This is a genomic window from Actimicrobium sp. CCI2.3, assembly GCF_035019065.1.
Taxonomy (GTDB): Bacteria; Pseudomonadota; Gammaproteobacteria; order Burkholderiales; family Burkholderiaceae_D; genus Actimicrobium.
Map to the genome: position 1 here is coordinate 17164 of NZ_JASJWR010000030.1, position 17839 is coordinate 35002.

The following is a 17839-nucleotide window of genomic DNA, read 5'->3' on the forward strand; positions in this document are numbered from 1 at the left end:
CTGACTTTAACGCAAACAACGGTATACCGCAGGAAACCGGCTTTTTCGGCATAATGTCGCAACTCTCAGGAAGCCCGATGCCACTACCAACTCAAAACACTACGATGGAACCGTTTGACAGCCGCCACTTTCGTCATGCGCTGTCTCAGTTTGCCACAGGGGTCACCGTCATCACAACCCGCGCGGCCGATGGCACGATGCTGGGTTTGACTGCCACCTCGTTCAACTCTGTATCGCTGCAGCCACCGCTGGTGCTCTGGAGTCTTGGTGCCTCTGCCAGCAGCATGGATGCATTCAGCACCGGTACCCACTACGTGGTCAATGTGCTGGCAGCCGACCAGTCCGGTCTGGCGAACCGTTTTGCCAGCCGCATCGAAGACCGGTTCGCGGGAGTCGAACTTGATTTTTCCGCAAACGGCCAGCCAGTCCTGCGCGGCGCAGTGGCCTGGTTCGAATGTCGCAACCGCAGCCGCTACCCGGAAGGCGATCATGTGATTTTTGTCGGCGAAGTGACCCACTGTGAAGTGGCACCACGCGCGCCGCTGGTCTATCACGGTGGGGCCTATTGTTCGGCCAGCACTCTGCCAACGGCGTAAGCACCGCAAAAAAAGCGTTGCAGGCGGATTACCTGCAACGCTTTTTTTAGTGCAGCTACGCTGTTGAGCGCAGCCGCCGACTCAAAATTTGTAGCCGACCGAAATACTGAATGACACCGGATCAAGCTTGGTATCGATGGTGCGCTTGATCCCGGAAGAATCCAGCGTTGCCGTCGTCTTCAGATACGTTTTGACTAGCGCGGAATCAATGAACCAGCGGTCGTTGATCGCATACGTGGCGCCGATCTGTGGCGAAATGCCGAACTTCGCATCGATCTCGACGTTAGTCGGGCCGAGCAATGCCACCAGCGTTGAACTCGCATGGGCATCACGGAAATAGCCATAGGTCACGCCGAGCCCGACATACGGACGAAACCGTGCAGTCGGTTCGAGAAGCCGGTACTGCAAGAACAGGGTAGGCGGCAATTGCTGGACGTCGCCGATCTTGCCGACGCCGTTGATCGTGCCCTTGCCCACCATGTCATGACGATACGGCAGGCCAAGCACCAGCTCGGTCGAGATGTTATCCGTGATCATGTAGGTGGCCGCGACAATCGGTGCATACGCACTGTTGACATCCACCTTCACGCCACCCAGACCGGGACCGCTCAGATCGCCACTTTTCACCTTCGGCGTGATCAGGTTTTCACCGACCTTGACCGACCATTGGCCGGCCGACTGGGCCGCTGCCGGCAAGGCTGTCGTGCCGAGTGCGGCAACGGCCACCAGGGTAAGCAGCCGAGGCAAAGCAAATACGGATTTGTTCATGTGTCTTCTCCAGTTCGAGGGATTCTCGTTATGTATTGTTCTTTACGGGCGGCGGGCACCGCCCACGGCGATCAGAACCAGCCCTTTTTCGCCAGTTGCAGCGTGACGTAATCGGCGAACAGGCGATGACCAAAAATGGTCGGATGGACCGAGTCAGCGAACAGGAAGCCCGCATTGGCCGTCGGAATCAAGGTACTGGCATTGCAGAACAACGAAGAGCCCCCCGGCAATTTGGTCAGATCACACGCCGGCACATTGAAGTTGGTCACGCCGTACTGGACCGGGTTGGCAAACACATCCTTGTTGGCCGCATTGGCATCGACCACCACCACATCCAGTGCCAGGTCAGTGACGGCTTTCTGGAAAGTCGCATTGAAGGTATTGACCAGGCCGGTCAGCAAGGCCCGACCATCAGCGGTAGTCGAAGCACCATACGGCGTCTGTGCGCTGTCCGGCAAGTTCATCACGACAACGTATTTGGCACCTTTGGCGAGGATCTTGTCGCGCACGTAACCGGCCAGTTCGGTAGCTGCCGTGGCCATCGCCAGACCCGCGGTTTGCTGGGCTGCCTGTGCTGCAGCGCCGATACTGGCGGCGGTTGCCCCCGGTGCGGCAGAGGCGGCACCGACTACCGCACCGACATAACCGGCCTGATAAAACACGTCATTGTTGCCACCATAAACAAACACCAGATCAGTCGGCTTGTAACTCGCGTTGGCCGCCAGGTGATTGTCCATCTGCGTTTTCATCGGAATGGTCAATTCCCCGTCGCTGTGACCGATACCGTTGGCGTCAGTCACCCGCGAACCACCCTGGCCATAAGCCGTGCAACTGGCCGCTGGGCACGTCACGCTGGCCGTGCCGAAGCCGACCACGTTCGGTGTGATCGCAAGGTTGAGCTTGGTGGCAATGTCTTCGATCCAGATCGGACCCGGATTGATGGTGAACTTGCCGCCAGTAGGCAACTTGGTCGCAGGATTGATCGTGGCCGGGGTGTAGGAGCCGGCATCGCTGAGGCTGTCACCGAACGAAATGACGGCACTGAATTGCGGCTTGGAAGGGCTGCCGGTGCTGCCGCCGCCACAACCGGCGAGGACAGCGAGGGAAAGAACAGCGGCGGATAGCTTGAACTGTTGCATTGCGTGTCTCCTTTAAAAGGCTTTTTATAACGAACGAAAACTCCACGAAACGCACGTGTGTTCTTTTAATTTTGAATGAGTATGTCACTGATAACAGTGATTGACCAGACGCAAAATCCCGTTCGGATAGCCAGTAATTAGAGGAGTCGCTCCAGAATGCCTGTCGAGTCGTACGCTGCCCGGCGCAAGCGGTCGTTGACAGCCTGCCAGTCGGCAGAATGCGGCGGCGCTTCGATCAGAATCACGTCGGCAGACGCAGCATCGAGTACGCGCAAACCGGCATACAAACCGTGCGCGTAGCCGGCCGGAGACGATGGCAGTTGCAACGCATCGGCGTGCTGGCTATCGCTCCAGTGCAGCAATACGACCCGACGACCGGCGGCGGCGAGTTGTTGAAGGACCTGTGGAAGTGCCGCGCTGGCGACCATGGCCACCGGTGTCTGAGGCGCATAGTGCGCTTCAAGCGTACCGGAGGCGCGCGGCGCAGCAGCGTCCGGTGCGGCCGGTGCAACGCCGAGCACGTCTGCCAGTTGTAGCGCCGTGATGCGTCCGGGCCGCAGCAGCACCGGGCCGTGCGTGTGCAGACGCGACAAGTCGAGGATGCTCGACTCGATGCCAACCTCGCTCTGGCCGCCGTCAAGAATCAGGTCAACCGAGCCATCGGCAAACTCGTCGCGAACATGCTGCGCCAGGGTCGGGCTGACATGCCCGAACTTGTTGGCAGACGGTGCCGCGATCCCGCCCATGCCACCCTTGAACGCGCGCAGCAATGCTTGCGCGACCGGATGCGACGGACAGCGCACGCCAATCGAATTTTGTCCGCCTGCCACCGCTGCCGGAATATGCGCGGCACGCGGCAAGATCAGCGTCAGCGGACCCGGCCAGAAGGCGTCGATCAGACTTTGCGCAGCAGTCGGAATCGCACTGACCCAATAAGCCAGATCAGCTTCCGGTGCCAGATGCACGATCACCGGATGATTCGACGGCCGGCCCTTGGCGGCATAGATGCGCGCAATCGCCGCCGGATTTTCGGCATCCGCTCCCAGGCCGTAGACGGTCTCGGTCGGGAACGCCACCAACCGTCCTTGTTCCAGCAGGTGCGCAGCGCGGTCGATCTCGTCAGACAAAGGCAGACTCATTCGCGGCCTACAGTGCGATGCGCAATAGTGCGCAGGCCGCTTGCAAGCTTGCTTGTGCCTGAGCGAGCGTGGTCGCCACGAAAGTCACATGGCCCATCTTGCGGGAAGGCCGTGGATCATCCTTGCCATACAGGTGCAAGGTTGCACCGGGCAAAGCCAGCACGCGATCCCAGGCTGGCTCGACACGCTCGCCGGTAGCCAGATCAAACCACAGGTCACCAAGGATATTGAGCATCACCGCTGGCGAGTGCTGGCGCACCTCCCCCAGCGCCAGTCCGGTCATCGCCCGCACCTGCTGGGCAAACTGGCTGGTCATGCACGCATCGATCGTGTAATGACCGCTGTTATGCGGACGCGGTGCCATCTCGTTGACCACCAGCGAACCATCATCGAGGATGAAAAACTCGATGCACAGCACGCCGACATAACCCAGCTGGTCGATGATCGCCAGCGCCGCGTCATGCGCCCGTACCGCGCACTCGGCCGACACATTCGGGCCGGGCACGGTGGTGGTGAACAGGATGCCGTCACGATGGACGTTTTCGGCAATCGGGTAGACCACCGATTTGCCATCGTGACCACGCACCGCCAGCACCGAGACTTCATAGGCCAGCGGCAGCATTTTTTCGAGTACGCAGGGCACGCCGTTCATGCCGGCGAAAGCCGTGCGCAGTTCGGCAATCGTCGTGACCCGGACCTGGCCCTTGCCGTCATAGCCCAGGCGTACTGTCTTCAGAATACCGGGCAGTAGCGCAGCGGGCACGAGGTCGATATCGCTGTCGGCAGCGATCAGCTGATGCGGTGCCGGCAGCACGCCGGAGCGTGCGGCGCAGTCGATGAAGAAGCGCTTCTCGACCATCCGGTCCTGCGCCACCGAGACATTCGCGGCCGACGGAGCGACACGGGCATGCTGCGCCAGCAAGGCCAGACTGGCGGCCGGCACGTTCTCGAATTCGGTCGTCACGGCAACGCATTGCCGCGCCAGTTCGTGCAGCGCGTCGACATCGTCGTAATGCGCCACCAGATGGCGATCGGCGGCGTGTGCCGCCGGCGCATCAGCAGCAGGTTCGAGCACCGCGACCTTGTAACCCATCGCTTGCGCGGCATGGACGAACATCCGGCCAAGCTGGCCGCCGCCCATGACGCCGAGCCAGGTCGCCGGTGTTGCCGACGGAATCAACGCGGACGGCACAATGCTCATACCGGCAGCACCATCGCCAGCGCGACTTGCGTCTGCGCAGCGCGGAATACATCGAGCTTGGCAGCGAGTGCATCATCGGTGGTCGCCATGATCGCAATGGCGGTCAGTGCGGCATTGGCCGCACCGGCTTCACCGATGGCGAAGGTCGCCACCGGAATGCCCTTGGGCATCTGCACGATCGACAGCAACGAATCTTCGCCACGCAAATATTTGGATGGCACCGGCACACCCAGCACCGGCACGATGGTCTTGGCCGCCAGCATGCCCGGCAAGTGCGCGGCACCGCCCGCACCGGCGATGATGGCGACCAGGCCGCGCGTGCGGGCGCTCTCGGCATAGGCAAACAAATGGTCCGGCATGCGGTGCGCCGAAATCACTTGCGCCTCATGTGCGATACCAAAATCCTTGAGCATCGCGACCGCATGCTGCATCACTTCCCAGTCCGACGACGAGCCCATCACGACGCCAACTTTTACCGATTCTGTCATCTCAATCCTCCAGCGTGCTGCCGGTCAGACGCTCAAGCGCTTCGCGGTATTTGGCACCCGTTTTTTCGATCACGTCAGCCGGCAGATTTGGTGCCGGTGCCGTCTTCGGCCAGGCGGTCAGCGTTTCGAGATAGTCGCGCACGAACTGCTTGTCGAACGACGGCGGCGAACTGCCCGGCGCGTACGAATCAGCTGGCCAGAAACGCGACGAGTCGGCCGTCAGCACTTCGTCCATCAGATACATTTTTCCATCGGCATCGAGGCCAAATTCAAACTTGGTATCCGCGATGATGATGCCGCGCGTAGCGGCATAATCGGCTGCTGCCTGGTATAACTTGATACTGACATCGCGCATCTTCGCGGCCAGTTCGGCACCGAGGCGCTGTTCCATGTCGGCGAAGCTGATGTTCTCGTCGTGCTCGCCCGCCTCGGCCTTGGCCGCTGGTGTAAAAATCGGCTCGGCCAGCTTGTCGGCCTGACGCAAATCGGCCGGCAGCGCGATACCGCAGACGGCGCCGGTTGCCTGATAATCTTTCCAGCCGGAGCCGATCAGGTAACCACGCACGACTGCCTCGACCATGATCGGTTGCAAGCGCTTGGCCACCACCGCGCGCCCACGCACCTGATCGACTTCATTGGCTTGCACGACCGATTCCGGCGACACGCCGGTCAGGTGATTCGGCACGATGGCGGCGAGTTTATCGAACCAGAAGTTCGACATCTGGTTGAGCACGCGCCCCTTGGCCGGAATCGCTTCGTTCATCACGACATCGAACGCCGACAGCCGGTCGGTCGTGACGATGAGGATCTGGTCGTCACCGACGGCATAGTTGTCGCGCACCTTGCCGCGACCCAACAGCGGCAACGACGGGATCTCGGATTGATAAAGACTGGTCATATGTTTTTCCATGAAATCCGGCCGGGGATGCATGCGCAACGCCGGCCGTAAGTGCCCCGTGGGACAGGTTTCTGTTTAATTAACGCGTTACTGAAGACTTACTGGACGATCTGTTTCAGGTCGCCCTGCTTGTATTTCGTGGCCATTTTTTCGAGCGACAATGGCGTGATCTTGGAGGCCTGGCCTTCGCAACCGAACGACAGGAAACGCGACTTGGCCACCAGCATCGCTGCTTCGCGGGCTGGTTTCAGGTAGTCGCGCGGATCGAATTTGGATGGATTCTCGAACAGGTAGCGGCGGATCGCGCCGGTCATCGCGAGACGGATATCAGTGTCGATATTGATCTTGCGCACGCCGTGCTTGATGCCTTCCTGGATTTCTTCGACCGGCACGCCGTAGGTTTCTTTCATGTCGCCACCGAATTCGCGAATCTCGGCCAGCAATTCCTGCGGCACCGACGACGAACCATGCATCACCAGATGCGTGTTCGGGATGCGGGCGTGGATTTCCTTGATGCGGTCAATCGCCAGAATGTCGCCGGTCGGCTTGCGCGAAAACTTGTACGCGCCGTGCGACGTCCCGATCGCGATGGCCAATGCATCGCACTGAGTCAGGTGAACGAAGTCGGCGGCTTGCGAGACATCGGTGAGCAATTGCTCGCGGGTCATCTTGCCATCGGCACCGTGGCCGTCTTCCTTGTCGCCCATCATGGTTTCGAGCGAGCCGAGCACACCGAGTTCGGCTTCGACCGTCACGCCGATGGCGTGCGAAAACTCGACCACCTTGCGCGAGACTTCGACGTTGTATTCGTAACTGGCCACCGATTTGCCGTCTTCATTGAGCGAACCATCCATCATCACCGACGAGAAGCCGGAGCGGATCGCGGTCATACAGACCGACGGCGACTGACCGTGATCCTGATGCATCACGACCGGGATGTGCGGATAGGCTTCGATGGCCGCTTCGATCAGGTGGCGCAGGAACGGTTCGCCGGCATATTTGCGGGCACCGGCCGAGGCCTGCATGATGACGGGCGAATTGACCGCATCGGCCGCGCTCATGATGGCAAGTACCTGTTCGAGATTGTTGACATTGAATGCCGGCAGGCCGTAGCCATTTTCAGCAGCGTGGTCGAGCAGTTGGCGCATTGAGACGAGTGGCATGGTGAGACTCCAGAGCTAGTTAGATGTGCGGTATTCGATTCGGTATTTCAATGTGCGCCGATCTTGACGATCTTCAGCGCGTTGGTGCCACCGGCTTGTCCCATCGGCTCGCCCCAGGTCACCACAATCATGTCACCCTTTTCCACCACGCCTTTGGCCAGCAACAAATCCTGGACATTTTTCAGCACGACATCGGGATCGGTCGATTGCTCCAGCTCGAAAGGCCGCACGTTGCGATACAGCGCTGCCTTGCGCTGGGTCGCCATGCTCGGCGTCATCGCAAAGATCGGGATATCGATGTTGTGCCGACTCATCCAGAGCGGTGTCGAACCTGATTCGGTCAAGGCCACAATCGCTTTCACGCGCAGATGATACGCGGTGAACAGCGCGCCATACGCAATCGATTGATCGATCCGGGTAAAAGTCAGGTTCAGGAAGTCGGCATCGAGCTTGTAATCCTCGGATTTTTCAGCGGCGATGCAGATCGCATCCATCGCTTCGACGGTCTCGACCGGGTAGCGGCCGGATGCTGTTTCGGCCGAGGTCATGACCGCATCGGTGCCGTCGAGCACGGCATTGGCCACATCGGACACCTCGGCGCGCGTCGGTACCGCGTTGACAATCATCGACTCCATCATCTGGGTCGCGGTGATGGCCAGCTTGTTCGAGGCGCGCGCCATCTTGATCATGCGTTTTTGCAGTGCCGGCACCGCCGCATTGCCGACTTCGACAGCGAGGTCACCGCGCGCCACCATGATGCCGTCGGAAGCGTCGAGGATTTCCTGCAAGACCGGAATCGCTTCGGCCCGTTCGATCTTGGCGATCATCAAGGGCTTGTGACCGAACTGCTCGCCGGCGATGTTGGCCAGTTGGCGCGCCATCATCATGTCGGTTGCGCTCTTCGGAAACGAGACCGCCACGTAATCCGCCTGAATGCTCATCGCGGTCTTGATGTCTTCCATGTCCTTGCTGGTCAGCGCCGGTGCGGACAAGCCACCGCCCTGCCGGTTGATGCCCTTGTTGTTTGACAGCTCGCCGCCGATACGCACCGTGGTGTGGATGGCGCTACCGACGATCTTGTCAACGATCAGCACGATCAATCCATCATTGAGCAACAGCACATCATTGACGCGCAGGTCGCGGGGCAGCTCGCGATAATCGAGGCCAACCACATCCTGATTACCCATCTGGCAGGCCGCATCGAGCGTGAATCTGGCACCCTTGACCAGCTCGATCTTGCCATGTTCAAACTTGCCAACCCGGATTTTGGGACCTTGCAGATCGGCCATGATGGCAATCTCGACGCCGCACTCGGTGGCCGCCTGGCGCACCAGCGCGGCCCGGTCGATATGGTCTTGCGCCTTGCCATGCGAGAAATTCAGGCGCACGACATTGACGCCGGCCCGGATCATTCGCGTCAGCGTGTCAAGGTCACTGGAAGCGGGGCCGATGGTGGCAACGATTTTGGTAGCGCGGGACAATGACATGCTGTGGCCTTTCAACGAAGTGTGGTTGGCTTATTGGCTGAAACGCTGTTCAAGAATCGCGACGGCCGGCAAGGTCTGGCCTTCGAGGAATTCAAGGAAAGCCCCACCGCCGGTCGAAATGTAATCGATGCGATCAGCGATGTCGTACTTGGCAATGGCTGCCAGCGTATCACCCCCACCGGCAATCGAGAACGCCTTGGCGTCGGCAATCGCCAGCGCCAGCGTTTTGGTGCCGTGGCCAAACTGCTCGAATTCGAACACGCCTACCGGACCATTCCAGACCACGGTACCGGCCTGCGCGATTTGCGCGGCCAGCAACGCTGCCGTTTGCGGTCCGATATCGAGGATCAGATCATCGTCTTCAACATCTGCCACGGCCTTGACGGTGGCCGTCGCGGTAGCGGCAAACTGCTTCGCACAGACCACGTCGGTCGGGATCGGTACCGACGCACCGCGTGCACTCATCATCGCCATGATTTCTCTGGCTTCGTCGACAAGGTCGGCTTCGGCCAGCGACTTGCCGATATTCAGGCCGGCTGCCAGCATGAAGGTATTGGCAATGCCGCCGCCGACGATCAGGTGATCGACCTTGGCCGCCAGGGCTTTGAGGATAGTCAGTTTGGACGAGACCTTGGAACCGGCAACGATGGCCAGCAACGGCCGGGCTGGCGCATTGAGCGCCTTGCCAAGGGCATCGAGTTCAGCTGCCAGCAGCGGACCGGCGCAGGCGACCGGCGCAAATTGCGCAATCCCGACCGTGGTCGCTTCGGCGCGATGCGCGGTGCCGAAGGCATCGTTGACATAGATGTCGCACAGCGCGGCCATCTTTTTTGCCAGCACTTCATCGTTCTTTTTTTCGCCGCGATTGACGCGGCAGTTTTCCAGCAAGACGATCTGGCCCGGCGCGACTTCGACGCCGTCAACCCAGTTATGTATCAGCGTGACACGTTTGTCGAGCAACGCTGACAGCCGTGTAGCGACCGGCGCGAGGGAATCGGATGGGTTGAATTCGCCTTCGACCGGACGACCGAGGTGCGACGTGACCATGACCGCCGCGCCGGCATCGAGCGCCTGACGGATGGCCGGTACCGAGGCGCGGATGCGGGTGTCTTCGGTAATCCTGCCCTCATCGTCTTGTGGCACGTTGAGGTCGGCGCGAATGAAGACGCGCTTGCCGCGCAATTGATTGGCCGCGATCAGGTCGCTAAGTCGATTGAATTGCATAGTTAAAAATCCCGAAACCCTGATTGAAAGAGGCGACATTTTACCCCAGCATCCGGACGATCCTGCCGTTTTTACAACGGATTACAGAACCAGCCGCAGTAGCCGCAGTGCCGTGTACAACACCATGCCGACAACGATCGTACCCAGCAAATGTTTGGTCGCCAGAAAAAACGCCACCGCACCGAGACCGGCTAGCAAACGCGGATTGGTCCAGTGCACATCCAGCGTGCCATCAACAAAGACCAGATCGGGTGCCACGATCGCGGCCATCGCGGCAGCGGGCGCGTAGCGCAGCGCGTGCTGGACTTTTTCCGGCAACTTGACCGCGTCGCCCAGCAGAAAAAAAGAACAGCGGGTCAGTATCGTGGCCAGTGCCAGCAGGCCGATCGTGATCCAGATTTCAGTCGTCGTCATCATCGTGTTTTTCGCGGCAGGTGCCGCTCCATCAGGTAATCAATGCACATCGCCACCGCCATCCCGGCGACCACGGCCACCAGCAAGCCAAGCCGGTAAGGAAACTGCGCCGCCGCGATCGCCACCACACCGGCCACCAGCACGCCGCCCAGCGCAGCCAGGTTGATGGTCAGCGGAATCATCACTGCCAGCAGGGCCAGCGTACCGGCGAAACCGATGCCCCAGCTCTCCGGAATCTGGCTGGCCAGAAAAATGCCCGCAACCGCGCCGCTCTGCCAGGCGCACCAGTTCGGATAACAGATGCCGGTGAAATAGCCGACCTTGCCGGCCGGCTGGTGCAGCGTTTCCGACGGAAAGCGGCGCGGAAAAAATCCCATCGTGATGTCCGCATTGAAATAGCCGTACCAAAGACGCTGGGGCCAGCACAGATGCGCAAAATGCGGCCCGATCGCTGCGGCAAAAATCACGAAGCGCAAGTTGACCACCAGCGCCGTCACGAACACCACCCACGCCGGCGCGTCCGCCGCAATCAGCGGCAACGCGGCCAGCTGGGCCGATCCGGCAAACACAAAGAACGACATGCCCAGCGCCTGCCAGATCGTCAGGCCGGACTTGACCATCGCCATGCCCGACACCAGGCCCCACGCAAAAATACCCGGCATGGTGGCCGCACTGATTTTGAAGGCTGCGGCAAAAGCACGTTTTTCAACAATGGCAGCGGACTGGTGACCGGAAGCGGTTTCGGAATTGAGCATGAAGGGAATAAAGATGACGTCGGATCATTGATTTGAGGGCACATAGTACAGAGGTCCGTTTCCGGGAGCCGAATTCGCTGCAGAATCCGCTAGAATCAGGGCTCCTTAGACTGATGAAGCCGAAACCCGCCATGAGTGCACCGAAATCCCCCCTCGCCCCTGTCGAACTGGCTGCCAGCGATTTGCCGGCCCACTGCCCGAATGATGCGATGCCGTTCTGGTCATCCCACCCGCGTGTGTTTCTCGACATGAGTCACGGTGAAGCGAAATGTCCGTATTGCGGCACGGTCTACCGCATGAAAGCCGGCGAAACCGCTCACGCTCACTAATTTTACGGAGCCTGCCATGTCCAGCAAGAAGCAATTGTCCGGCAGTTCCGCCGATACCGAAGCGGCGTTCTACGACGCGCTCGGACGTGCCGACCTGGACGCCCTGATGGCACTCTGGGCCGACGACGAAGAAATCACCTGCATCCATCCGGGCGCGCCGCGCCTGATCGGCCATGCCGCGATCCGCGCTTCGTGGCAAGCGGTGTTTGCCCATGGCGGCGTGCACATCCATCCGGTACAACTGCATGTGATGCAAAACCTGATGGCCGCCACCCACAGCGTGCTCGAGCAAATGCGCAGTGGCGACATCACGCAGGAGTTGCATATCCTGGCCACCAATGTCTACATCAAGACCCCGATGGGCTGGCGCATTGCGGTGCATCATGCGTCGATCGCACCGGGCAAACCGCCGCTCATCGTGCACGATTCAACGACGCTGCATTGAAACGCACCGCTCACCAGGGTACGGCCAGTGCCTACCGTGCGCCGCGCTGGCTGCCCGGCGGTCACGTGCAAACCATTTATCCGGCCAAATGCATTGCCACGCCGGCGACGCCGCTGCGGCGTGAACGCTGGAATGCACCCGATGGCGATTTCGTCGATGTTGATTTTGTCGAAGGTCGTCCCGGCATGCCATTCGTGGTGCTGTTTCACGGCCTGGAAGGGTCGTCCAACAGTCATTACAGTCGTGCGCTGATGGCGCATCTGCACAGCCTGGGCTGGTCCGGTGCCGTCCCGCATTTTCGTGGTTGCTCGGGCGAGATGAATCTGGCACCGCGCTTTTATCATTCCGGCGACGCGACCGAAATCGACTGGCTGCTGCGCCGCCTCAAGACCACTCCGGCTGCCACTGGTGCCAGTGATTACTTTGCAGTCGGCGTCTCGCTGGGTGGCAATGCGCTGCTGCGCTGGCTCGGCGAATCACAGCACAGTGCCGGCATCATCGATGCGGCCTGCGCGGTGTCGGCACCGCTTGATCTGGCCGCCGGCGGCGCGGCGCTGTCGTCCGGCTTCAACTTGATCTACACACGCATGTTCCTGCAAACCCTCAAGCCCAAGTGCTTGCAAAAACTGACGCAGTTTCCCGGCCTGTTCGATCGCGACAAGCTGCTGGCCGCGCGTGACCTGTACGCGTTCGACAATATCGTCACCGCCCCGCTGCACGGCTATCGCGACACCAACGATTACTGGAACCGTGCCAGTGCGCGCCATGTACTGGGCGACATCACGATACCGACGCTGGTGCTCAATGCCCGCAATGATCCGTTTCTGCCGGCGCGCAATTTGCCCGCCCGCGCCGCTGCCGCCGTCACGCTCGAATATCCGGATACCGGTGGTCATGTCGGCTTCGCCGATGGCTCGCTGCCGGGTCGGCTCGACTGGCTGCCGCGCCGCATCGTTGATTTTCTTCAGCACAGGAGTGCCGCACATGGATGAGATCGTTCGCAAGGCCATGGCCAAATGGCCAGAGGTACCGCATTGCTACGGCTGGCTCGCGCTCGATGCGCGCGGCTACTGGCGCATGCGCGACGAAGCCGCGCAACAGGACAACCTGCCCGGTGACAAGATCGCTCATGTCGCGCTGCTGGCATTCATCAACCGCAATTATCTGCACGATGCGGCGGGCCGCTGGTATTTCCAGAACGGGCCGCAACGGGTGTACGTCAATCTCGAAGCAACGCCCTTCATCGCACGCACCGATCCGCAACAGGGATTCGTGCTGCAGACCGGCACCGTGCTCGATCACATCCAGGCCGCCTGGCTGACCGACCAGGGCCAGCTGGTGCTGCAAGCCGGCGAGCAGGTGGCGCAAGTCGATGACCGCGACCTCGCGCTTTGCCTGGGACAATTGCGGAGCAATGGCATCGCCATCGATGACGAGGCACTACTGGAATGGCTGTCGCATCCGGTGCCGCCATCTGCCCTGATCTTGTCTTATCGTGACCAGCGAATCGTACTGGGCAGGCTAGCTGCCGATGCCTTGCCTGCCTATTTTGGTTTCGAGCCGTATCCGCACGCGCCCGTCTGAGTTATTCTTTTTGGACAGCCGGATAGACCACTTTATCCCCACAATAAACATGGACTACTCATGACGACCGCCACCCGGATCCAATGCATCCAGAAAGTGCGGGACCTGCCTTCTCCGCCGTTGATCGTGATGGAGTTACTCAACATTGTCGATCAGGACAATCTTGATATCGCGATCCTGGCGGGCAAGGTATCGCAAGACATGGCCTTGACGGCCAAGACTTTGCGGCTGGCTAACTCCGCGTATTTCGCGACTTCGGTCAAGGTCACCACGATCCATCAGGCCATCACGCTATTGGGCTTCCAGAATGTCCGCACGCTCATCACCAAGGCGGCACTGACCGGCTGCTTTCCGGAGCGCGTCTGCAAGGGCTTCGACCACGCCGTGTTCTGGCACCATTCGTGCGCAGCGGCGGAGGCGGCCGGCGTGCTGGCACGCCATGTCGGCATGCATCCGGATATCGCGATGACGGCGGCACTGTTGCATGACATCGGCCGGCTGGTGCTGGTGAGCTGCTTTCCTGACGAGTACGCCCGCGTACTGGTCCGCTACAACGACCCGGACCACCGCTGCGAACTCATCGATGCCGAGCGCGACATCCTCGACATCGACCATGCCGAAGCCGGTGAACTGCTGGCGATCAGCTGGAATTTTTCAGACACGATGCGTCTTGCCATTGCCGGCCACCATGAACCGGACCGGCAAGGTGTCGGCTTTCTGGCCGCGCTGGTCCATATTGCCAACGCCATCGTGCATCAGTTGGCGTCGAGCGATGAAGGCCACGAACTGGCACCGTCGGTCTCGCAAACGGCATGGCAAGCGTTAAATCTGGACAATGAGGCATACGCCCGTATCTGCCAGGAGACGCAAGTTGCCATTGCCCGATTGCGCTAAGCGCGGACCGTGGTCCGGCGTGGGGTTGGTGGTAGACTGGCACACACTTTTCGCGGAGCCATCATGCGTTTTTATCGCCCCCTGATCTTGCTGGTATTGACGCTGACGACCCTGTCTGCGCTGGCTTTCGAGCGTCCGTTTCCGGGCAACGCCCATCGCGCCAGTCTGGTCATCACCGACTATCCGCAAGTGCAGGTTGACGGCAAAGCGACACGACTGACGAACGGGGCGCGTATCTGGAGCACCGATAACCTGACCGTGATCCCGAACACACTGGGCAGCAGCGCGCACATCGTCAACTACACCACCGACATCGACGGCGCGATCGACCGGGTCTGGCTGCTCAGTGATGCTGAAGCCGCCGCACCGCCGCCCGACAAAACCACTTCACCAAGCCAGAATCAATAATGCAGAAAAAAGTATTCATCAAGACCTTCGGCTGCCAGATGAACGAGTACGACTCGGACAAAATGGCAGACGTGCTCAACGCCACGCACGGCATGATCAAGACCGACACGCCCGAAGATGCCGACGTGATCTTGCTCAACACCTGTTCGGTGCGCGAGAAAGCCCAGGAAAAAGTCTTCTCCGATCTTGGCCGCATCCGCGAACTCAAACTGCTCAAGCCAGACCTGGTCATCGGTGTCGGTGGCTGTGTCGCGTCGCAGGAAGGCGCGGCGATCATCAAGCGCGCACCGTATGTCGACGTCGTGTTCGGTCCGCAAACGCTGCACCGCTTGCCCGCGCTGATTGATCAGCGCCGCGCATCCGGCCAGGCGCAGGTCGATATCAGCTTCCCCGAAATCGAAAAATTCGACCACCTGCCACCGGCGCGGGTGGATGGCGTCACCGCTTTCGTGTCGATCATGGAAGGCTGCAGCAAATACTGCAGCTATTGCGTGGTGCCGTACACCCGTGGCGAAGAAGTCTCGCGCCGCTTCGATGACGTGCTGGTCGAAGTGGCCGGGCTGGCCGCCCAAGGCGTCAAGGAAATCACGCTGCTGGGTCAGAACGTCAATGCGTTTCGCGGCGTGATGGCCGATGGCGAGATCGCCGACTTTGCGCTGCTCATCGAATTCATCGCCGAGATCGAGGGCATCGAACGCATCCGCTTCGTCACCAGTCATCCGAAAGAATTCAGCCAGCGCCTCATCGATGCGTATGCCAAAGTACCGAAACTGGTCGACCATCTATACCTGCCGGCACAGCACGGTTCGGACCGCGTCCTGATGGCCATGAAGCGCGGCTACACCGCCCTCGAATACAAGTCGATCATCCGTCGCCTGCGCGCAGTGCGGCCGAACATCGCGATTTCGTCGGACTTCATCGTCGGCTTCCCCGGCGAGACCGACGCCGACTTCGAGGCGATGATGAAACTGATCGACGACATCGGTTACGACAATAGCTTCAGCTTCATCTTCAGCCCGCGTCCTGGCACGCCGGCTGCCACACTCGAAGACGACACGCCGCATGCCGTCAAGCTGGCCCGATTGCAGCGACTGCAAGCCGTGATCGATGCCAACACCCGGCGCTACAGCGAAGCGATGGTCGGCCAGGTGGTACGCGTACTGGTCGAAGGTCCGTCGAAAAAAGATGCCGGCGATTTGCAGGGTCGCGCCGAGAACAACCGCGTCGTCAACTTTGCCGCCGGAACCGACGGTGCCAGTCTGATCGGCCAGCTGCTCGACCTGACCATTACCCACAGCTTCGGCTATTCGCTGCGCGGCGAACTGGTCGTCGCTGACAACGCCTCCCCATTGCAGACTCCTCACCAAAGAACCGCTTGAAAACTCGCTCCCCCGCCGAACCGCTGTACTTCATCCCCGAGCCGCTCGATAACAAGCGACTCGCCCATCTGTGCGGTCCGATGGATGAAAACCTGCGCCAGATTTCCTCCGCGCTCGACGTCACCATCTTCCGCCGCGGCGAACGCTTCATCGTCGGCGGCCGCAATGCCGAGCGGGCCACCGCCTTGCTGGCGCAGTTTTATGCGATTGCCGACAAGGTTGTCTCGATCGAGGATGTCCAGCTCGCCGTGGTCGAACAGCGCGCCGGCATGGCGTTCGCCGAAGTCCCGGCGGCAACGCTGAAACCGCTGCGTGGTGCCGCCAGGAAAAAAGCGCTGGAGCTGGTCGAGGTCAATGCCGATATCGCACCGGCGGAAGGTCCGACGCTCAAGACGCGTCGCACTGACTTGCGCGGTCGCACACCGAACCAGTTGGCGTATCTGAAGGCCATTCTTGACCATGACATCACCTTCGGCGTCGGTCCGGCCGGCACCGGCAAAACCTACCTGGCGGTAGCCTGTGCAGTCGATGCGCTCGAACGCGATGTCGTCAAGCGCATCGTGCTGACCCGCCCTGCTGTCGAAGCTGGCGAACGGCTCGGTTTTCTGCCGGGCGATCTGGCCCAGAAAGTCGATCCCTATCTGCGCCCGCTGTATGACGCACTGTACGATTTGCTCGGCCACGACCGCACCCAGAAAATGTTTGAAAAACAGGCGATCGAAATCGCACCGCTGGCCTACATGCGCGGTCGCACGCTCAACCATGCCTTCGTGATCCTCGATGAAGCGCAGAACACGACGCCGGAACAAATGAAGATGTTCCTGACCCGGATCGGCTTCGGCAGCAAGGCCGTGGTGACCGGCGACATTACGCAGATTGATTTGCAGAGTACGCAAAAAAGCGGACTGATCGACGCCATCGACGTCCTCGACAACATCCGCGGCATCGCGTTCACGCGCTTCAATAGCGCCGACGTCGTGCGCCATCCGCTGGTGGCACGCATCGTCGATGCCTACGAAGCCGCCAGCGCACCAACGCCCCTGAAAAAACCAGCGAGCCGTCTTGTCCCAAAAAAATAAACTCGCGTTATCAGTCCAGTACCCGGACCCATGCCTGGCCACCATCGTGACCCGGCCGCTGGTACGACGCTGGGTGCAAGCGGCGCTGTTCGCGCCGGCCGAACTGACGGTACGTTTCGTCGACAGCGAAGAAGGCCGCAGCCTCAATCGCGATTACCGCAGCAAGGATTACGCCACCAACGTACTGACCTTCGCCTACAACGACGGTGACGATAATCCTGACGACGACATCACCCGCGCCGACCTGATCCTGTGCACCGACGTGCTGCAGTCCGAAGCACTGGCACAGAACAAACCGCTACTCGCCCATGCCGCCCATCTGGTCGTGCACGGCGTGATGCACGCGCAAGGCTACGACCACGAAACAGAGGTCGAGGCCGACGAAATGGAAGCGCTTGAAATCGAGGTACTGGCGAAGCTGGGGTTTGGGAATCCGTATCTGGAGTAGC

21 protein-coding genes are annotated in these 17839 nt (G+C 60.5%); 10 read left to right on the forward strand and 11 right to left on the reverse strand.

Translation table 11 applies throughout. From position 1 onward, the window contains the following. Window positions 1–77 precede the first annotated feature (77 nt). Window positions 78–596, forward strand: a complete 519-nt coding sequence (locus QN370_RS16005) for a flavin reductase family protein (RefSeq protein WP_322128603.1) — start codon at window positions 78–80, stop codon at window positions 594–596. An 81-nt stretch (window positions 597–677) separates the two neighbouring features. Here the strand turns inward: QN370_RS16005 and QN370_RS16010 are convergent, their stop codons facing one another. From QN370_RS16010 to QN370_RS16060, 11 genes are all read right to left on the reverse strand, one after another. Continuing rightward, window positions 678–1364, reverse strand: coding sequence for an OmpW/AlkL family protein (locus QN370_RS16010; protein WP_322128604.1), 687 nt, complete (start codon window positions 1362–1364; stop codon window positions 678–680). Window positions 1365–1435: 71 nt separating this feature from the next. Further along, the gene (locus QN370_RS16015) at window positions 1436–2503 is read right to left on the reverse strand and encodes an SGNH/GDSL hydrolase family protein (protein WP_322128605.1); all 1068 of its coding nucleotides are present in this window, start codon (window positions 2501–2503) and stop codon (window positions 1436–1438) included. A 137-nt stretch (window positions 2504–2640) separates the two neighbouring features. Next, a complete protein-coding gene (locus QN370_RS16020) occupies window positions 2641–3642 on the reverse strand; it encodes an L-threonylcarbamoyladenylate synthase (RefSeq protein WP_322128606.1) in 1002 nt (333 codons plus the stop codon). Window positions 3643–3649: 7 nt separating this feature from the next. Further along, window positions 3650–4843, reverse strand: a complete 1194-nt coding sequence (locus QN370_RS16025; RefSeq protein WP_322128607.1) for a 5-(carboxyamino)imidazole ribonucleotide synthase — start codon at window positions 4841–4843, stop codon at window positions 3650–3652. Continuing rightward, window positions 4840–5331 (reverse strand): 5-(carboxyamino)imidazole ribonucleotide mutase, encoded by a 492-nt coding sequence (gene purE, locus QN370_RS16030; protein ID WP_322128608.1) that lies wholly within the window; start codon window positions 5329–5331, stop codon window positions 4840–4842. Before purE ends, QN370_RS16025 begins: the two co-directional genes overlap by 4 nt. A 1-nt stretch (window position 5332) precedes the next feature. Then, the gene (locus QN370_RS16035) at window positions 5333–6229 is read right to left on the reverse strand and encodes a phosphoribosylaminoimidazolesuccinocarboxamide synthase (protein WP_322128609.1); all 897 of its coding nucleotides are present in this window, start codon (window positions 6227–6229) and stop codon (window positions 5333–5335) included. Window positions 6230–6327: 98 nt separating this feature from the next. Beyond that, the gene (fba, locus tag QN370_RS16040) at window positions 6328–7392 is read right to left on the reverse strand and encodes a class II fructose-bisphosphate aldolase (protein WP_322128610.1); all 1065 of its coding nucleotides are present in this window, start codon (window positions 7390–7392) and stop codon (window positions 6328–6330) included. Between the two features lie 47 nt (window positions 7393–7439). Further along, a complete protein-coding gene (gene pyk / locus QN370_RS16045; protein WP_322129190.1) occupies window positions 7440–8873 on the reverse strand; it encodes a pyruvate kinase in 1434 nt (477 codons plus the stop codon). A gap of 36 nt (window positions 8874–8909) precedes the next feature. Next, a complete protein-coding gene (locus QN370_RS16050) occupies window positions 8910–10103 on the reverse strand; it encodes a phosphoglycerate kinase (protein WP_322128611.1) in 1194 nt (397 codons plus the stop codon). Between the two features lie 81 nt (window positions 10104–10184). Next, the gene (locus QN370_RS16055) at window positions 10185–10517 is read right to left on the reverse strand and encodes an AzlD domain-containing protein (protein WP_322129191.1); all 333 of its coding nucleotides are present in this window, start codon (window positions 10515–10517) and stop codon (window positions 10185–10187) included. Further along, a complete protein-coding gene (locus tag QN370_RS16060; RefSeq protein ID WP_322128612.1) occupies window positions 10517–11272 on the reverse strand; it encodes an AzlC family ABC transporter permease in 756 nt (251 codons plus the stop codon). The genes QN370_RS16055 and QN370_RS16060 overlap by 1 nt, the downstream gene beginning before the upstream one ends. Before the next feature lie 131 nt (window positions 11273–11403). Here QN370_RS16060 and QN370_RS16065 point away from each other — a divergent pair, with 131 nt between their 5' ends. From QN370_RS16065 to ybeY, 9 genes are all read left to right on the forward strand, one after another. After that, entirely contained in the window at window positions 11404–11601 is a 198-nt protein-coding gene (locus QN370_RS16065) for a zinc-finger domain-containing protein (protein ID WP_322128613.1), read from the forward strand. 16 nt (window positions 11602–11617) lie between these two features. After that, window positions 11618–12046 carry a YybH family protein gene (locus tag QN370_RS16070; RefSeq protein WP_322128614.1) on the forward strand — a complete coding sequence of 143 codons (429 nt, stop codon included), beginning with the start codon at window positions 11618–11620 and terminating at the stop codon, window positions 12044–12046. Next, complete coding sequence (locus QN370_RS16075; RefSeq protein ID WP_322128615.1) at window positions 12043–13038, forward strand: YheT family hydrolase; 996 nt, start codon at window positions 12043–12045, stop codon at window positions 13036–13038. The genes QN370_RS16070 and QN370_RS16075 overlap by 4 nt, the downstream gene beginning before the upstream one ends. Continuing rightward, window positions 13031–13630, forward strand: a complete 600-nt coding sequence (locus QN370_RS16080; protein WP_322128616.1) for a DUF2946 family protein — start codon at window positions 13031–13033, stop codon at window positions 13628–13630. The genes QN370_RS16075 and QN370_RS16080 overlap by 8 nt, the downstream gene beginning before the upstream one ends. Before the next feature lie 60 nt (window positions 13631–13690). Beyond that, the gene (locus tag QN370_RS16085; RefSeq protein WP_322128617.1) at window positions 13691–14524 is read left to right on the forward strand and encodes an HDOD domain-containing protein; all 834 of its coding nucleotides are present in this window, start codon (window positions 13691–13693) and stop codon (window positions 14522–14524) included. A gap of 63 nt (window positions 14525–14587) precedes the next feature. Further along, a complete protein-coding gene (locus tag QN370_RS16090) occupies window positions 14588–14932 on the forward strand; it encodes a hypothetical protein (RefSeq protein ID WP_322128618.1) in 345 nt (114 codons plus the stop codon). Next, window positions 14932–16311, forward strand: coding sequence for a tRNA (N6-isopentenyl adenosine(37)-C2)-methylthiotransferase MiaB (gene miaB, locus QN370_RS16095; RefSeq protein WP_322128619.1), 1380 nt, complete (start codon window positions 14932–14934; stop codon window positions 16309–16311). Before QN370_RS16090 ends, miaB begins: the two co-directional genes overlap by 1 nt. Beyond that, a complete protein-coding gene (locus QN370_RS16100) occupies window positions 16308–17390 on the forward strand; it encodes a PhoH family protein (protein WP_322128620.1) in 1083 nt (360 codons plus the stop codon). The genes miaB and QN370_RS16100 overlap by 4 nt, the downstream gene beginning before the upstream one ends. Further along, window positions 17374–17838, forward strand: coding sequence for an rRNA maturation RNase YbeY (gene ybeY, locus QN370_RS16105; protein ID WP_322128621.1), 465 nt, complete (start codon window positions 17374–17376; stop codon window positions 17836–17838). The genes QN370_RS16100 and ybeY overlap by 17 nt, the downstream gene beginning before the upstream one ends. Window position 17839 lies beyond the last annotated feature (1 nt).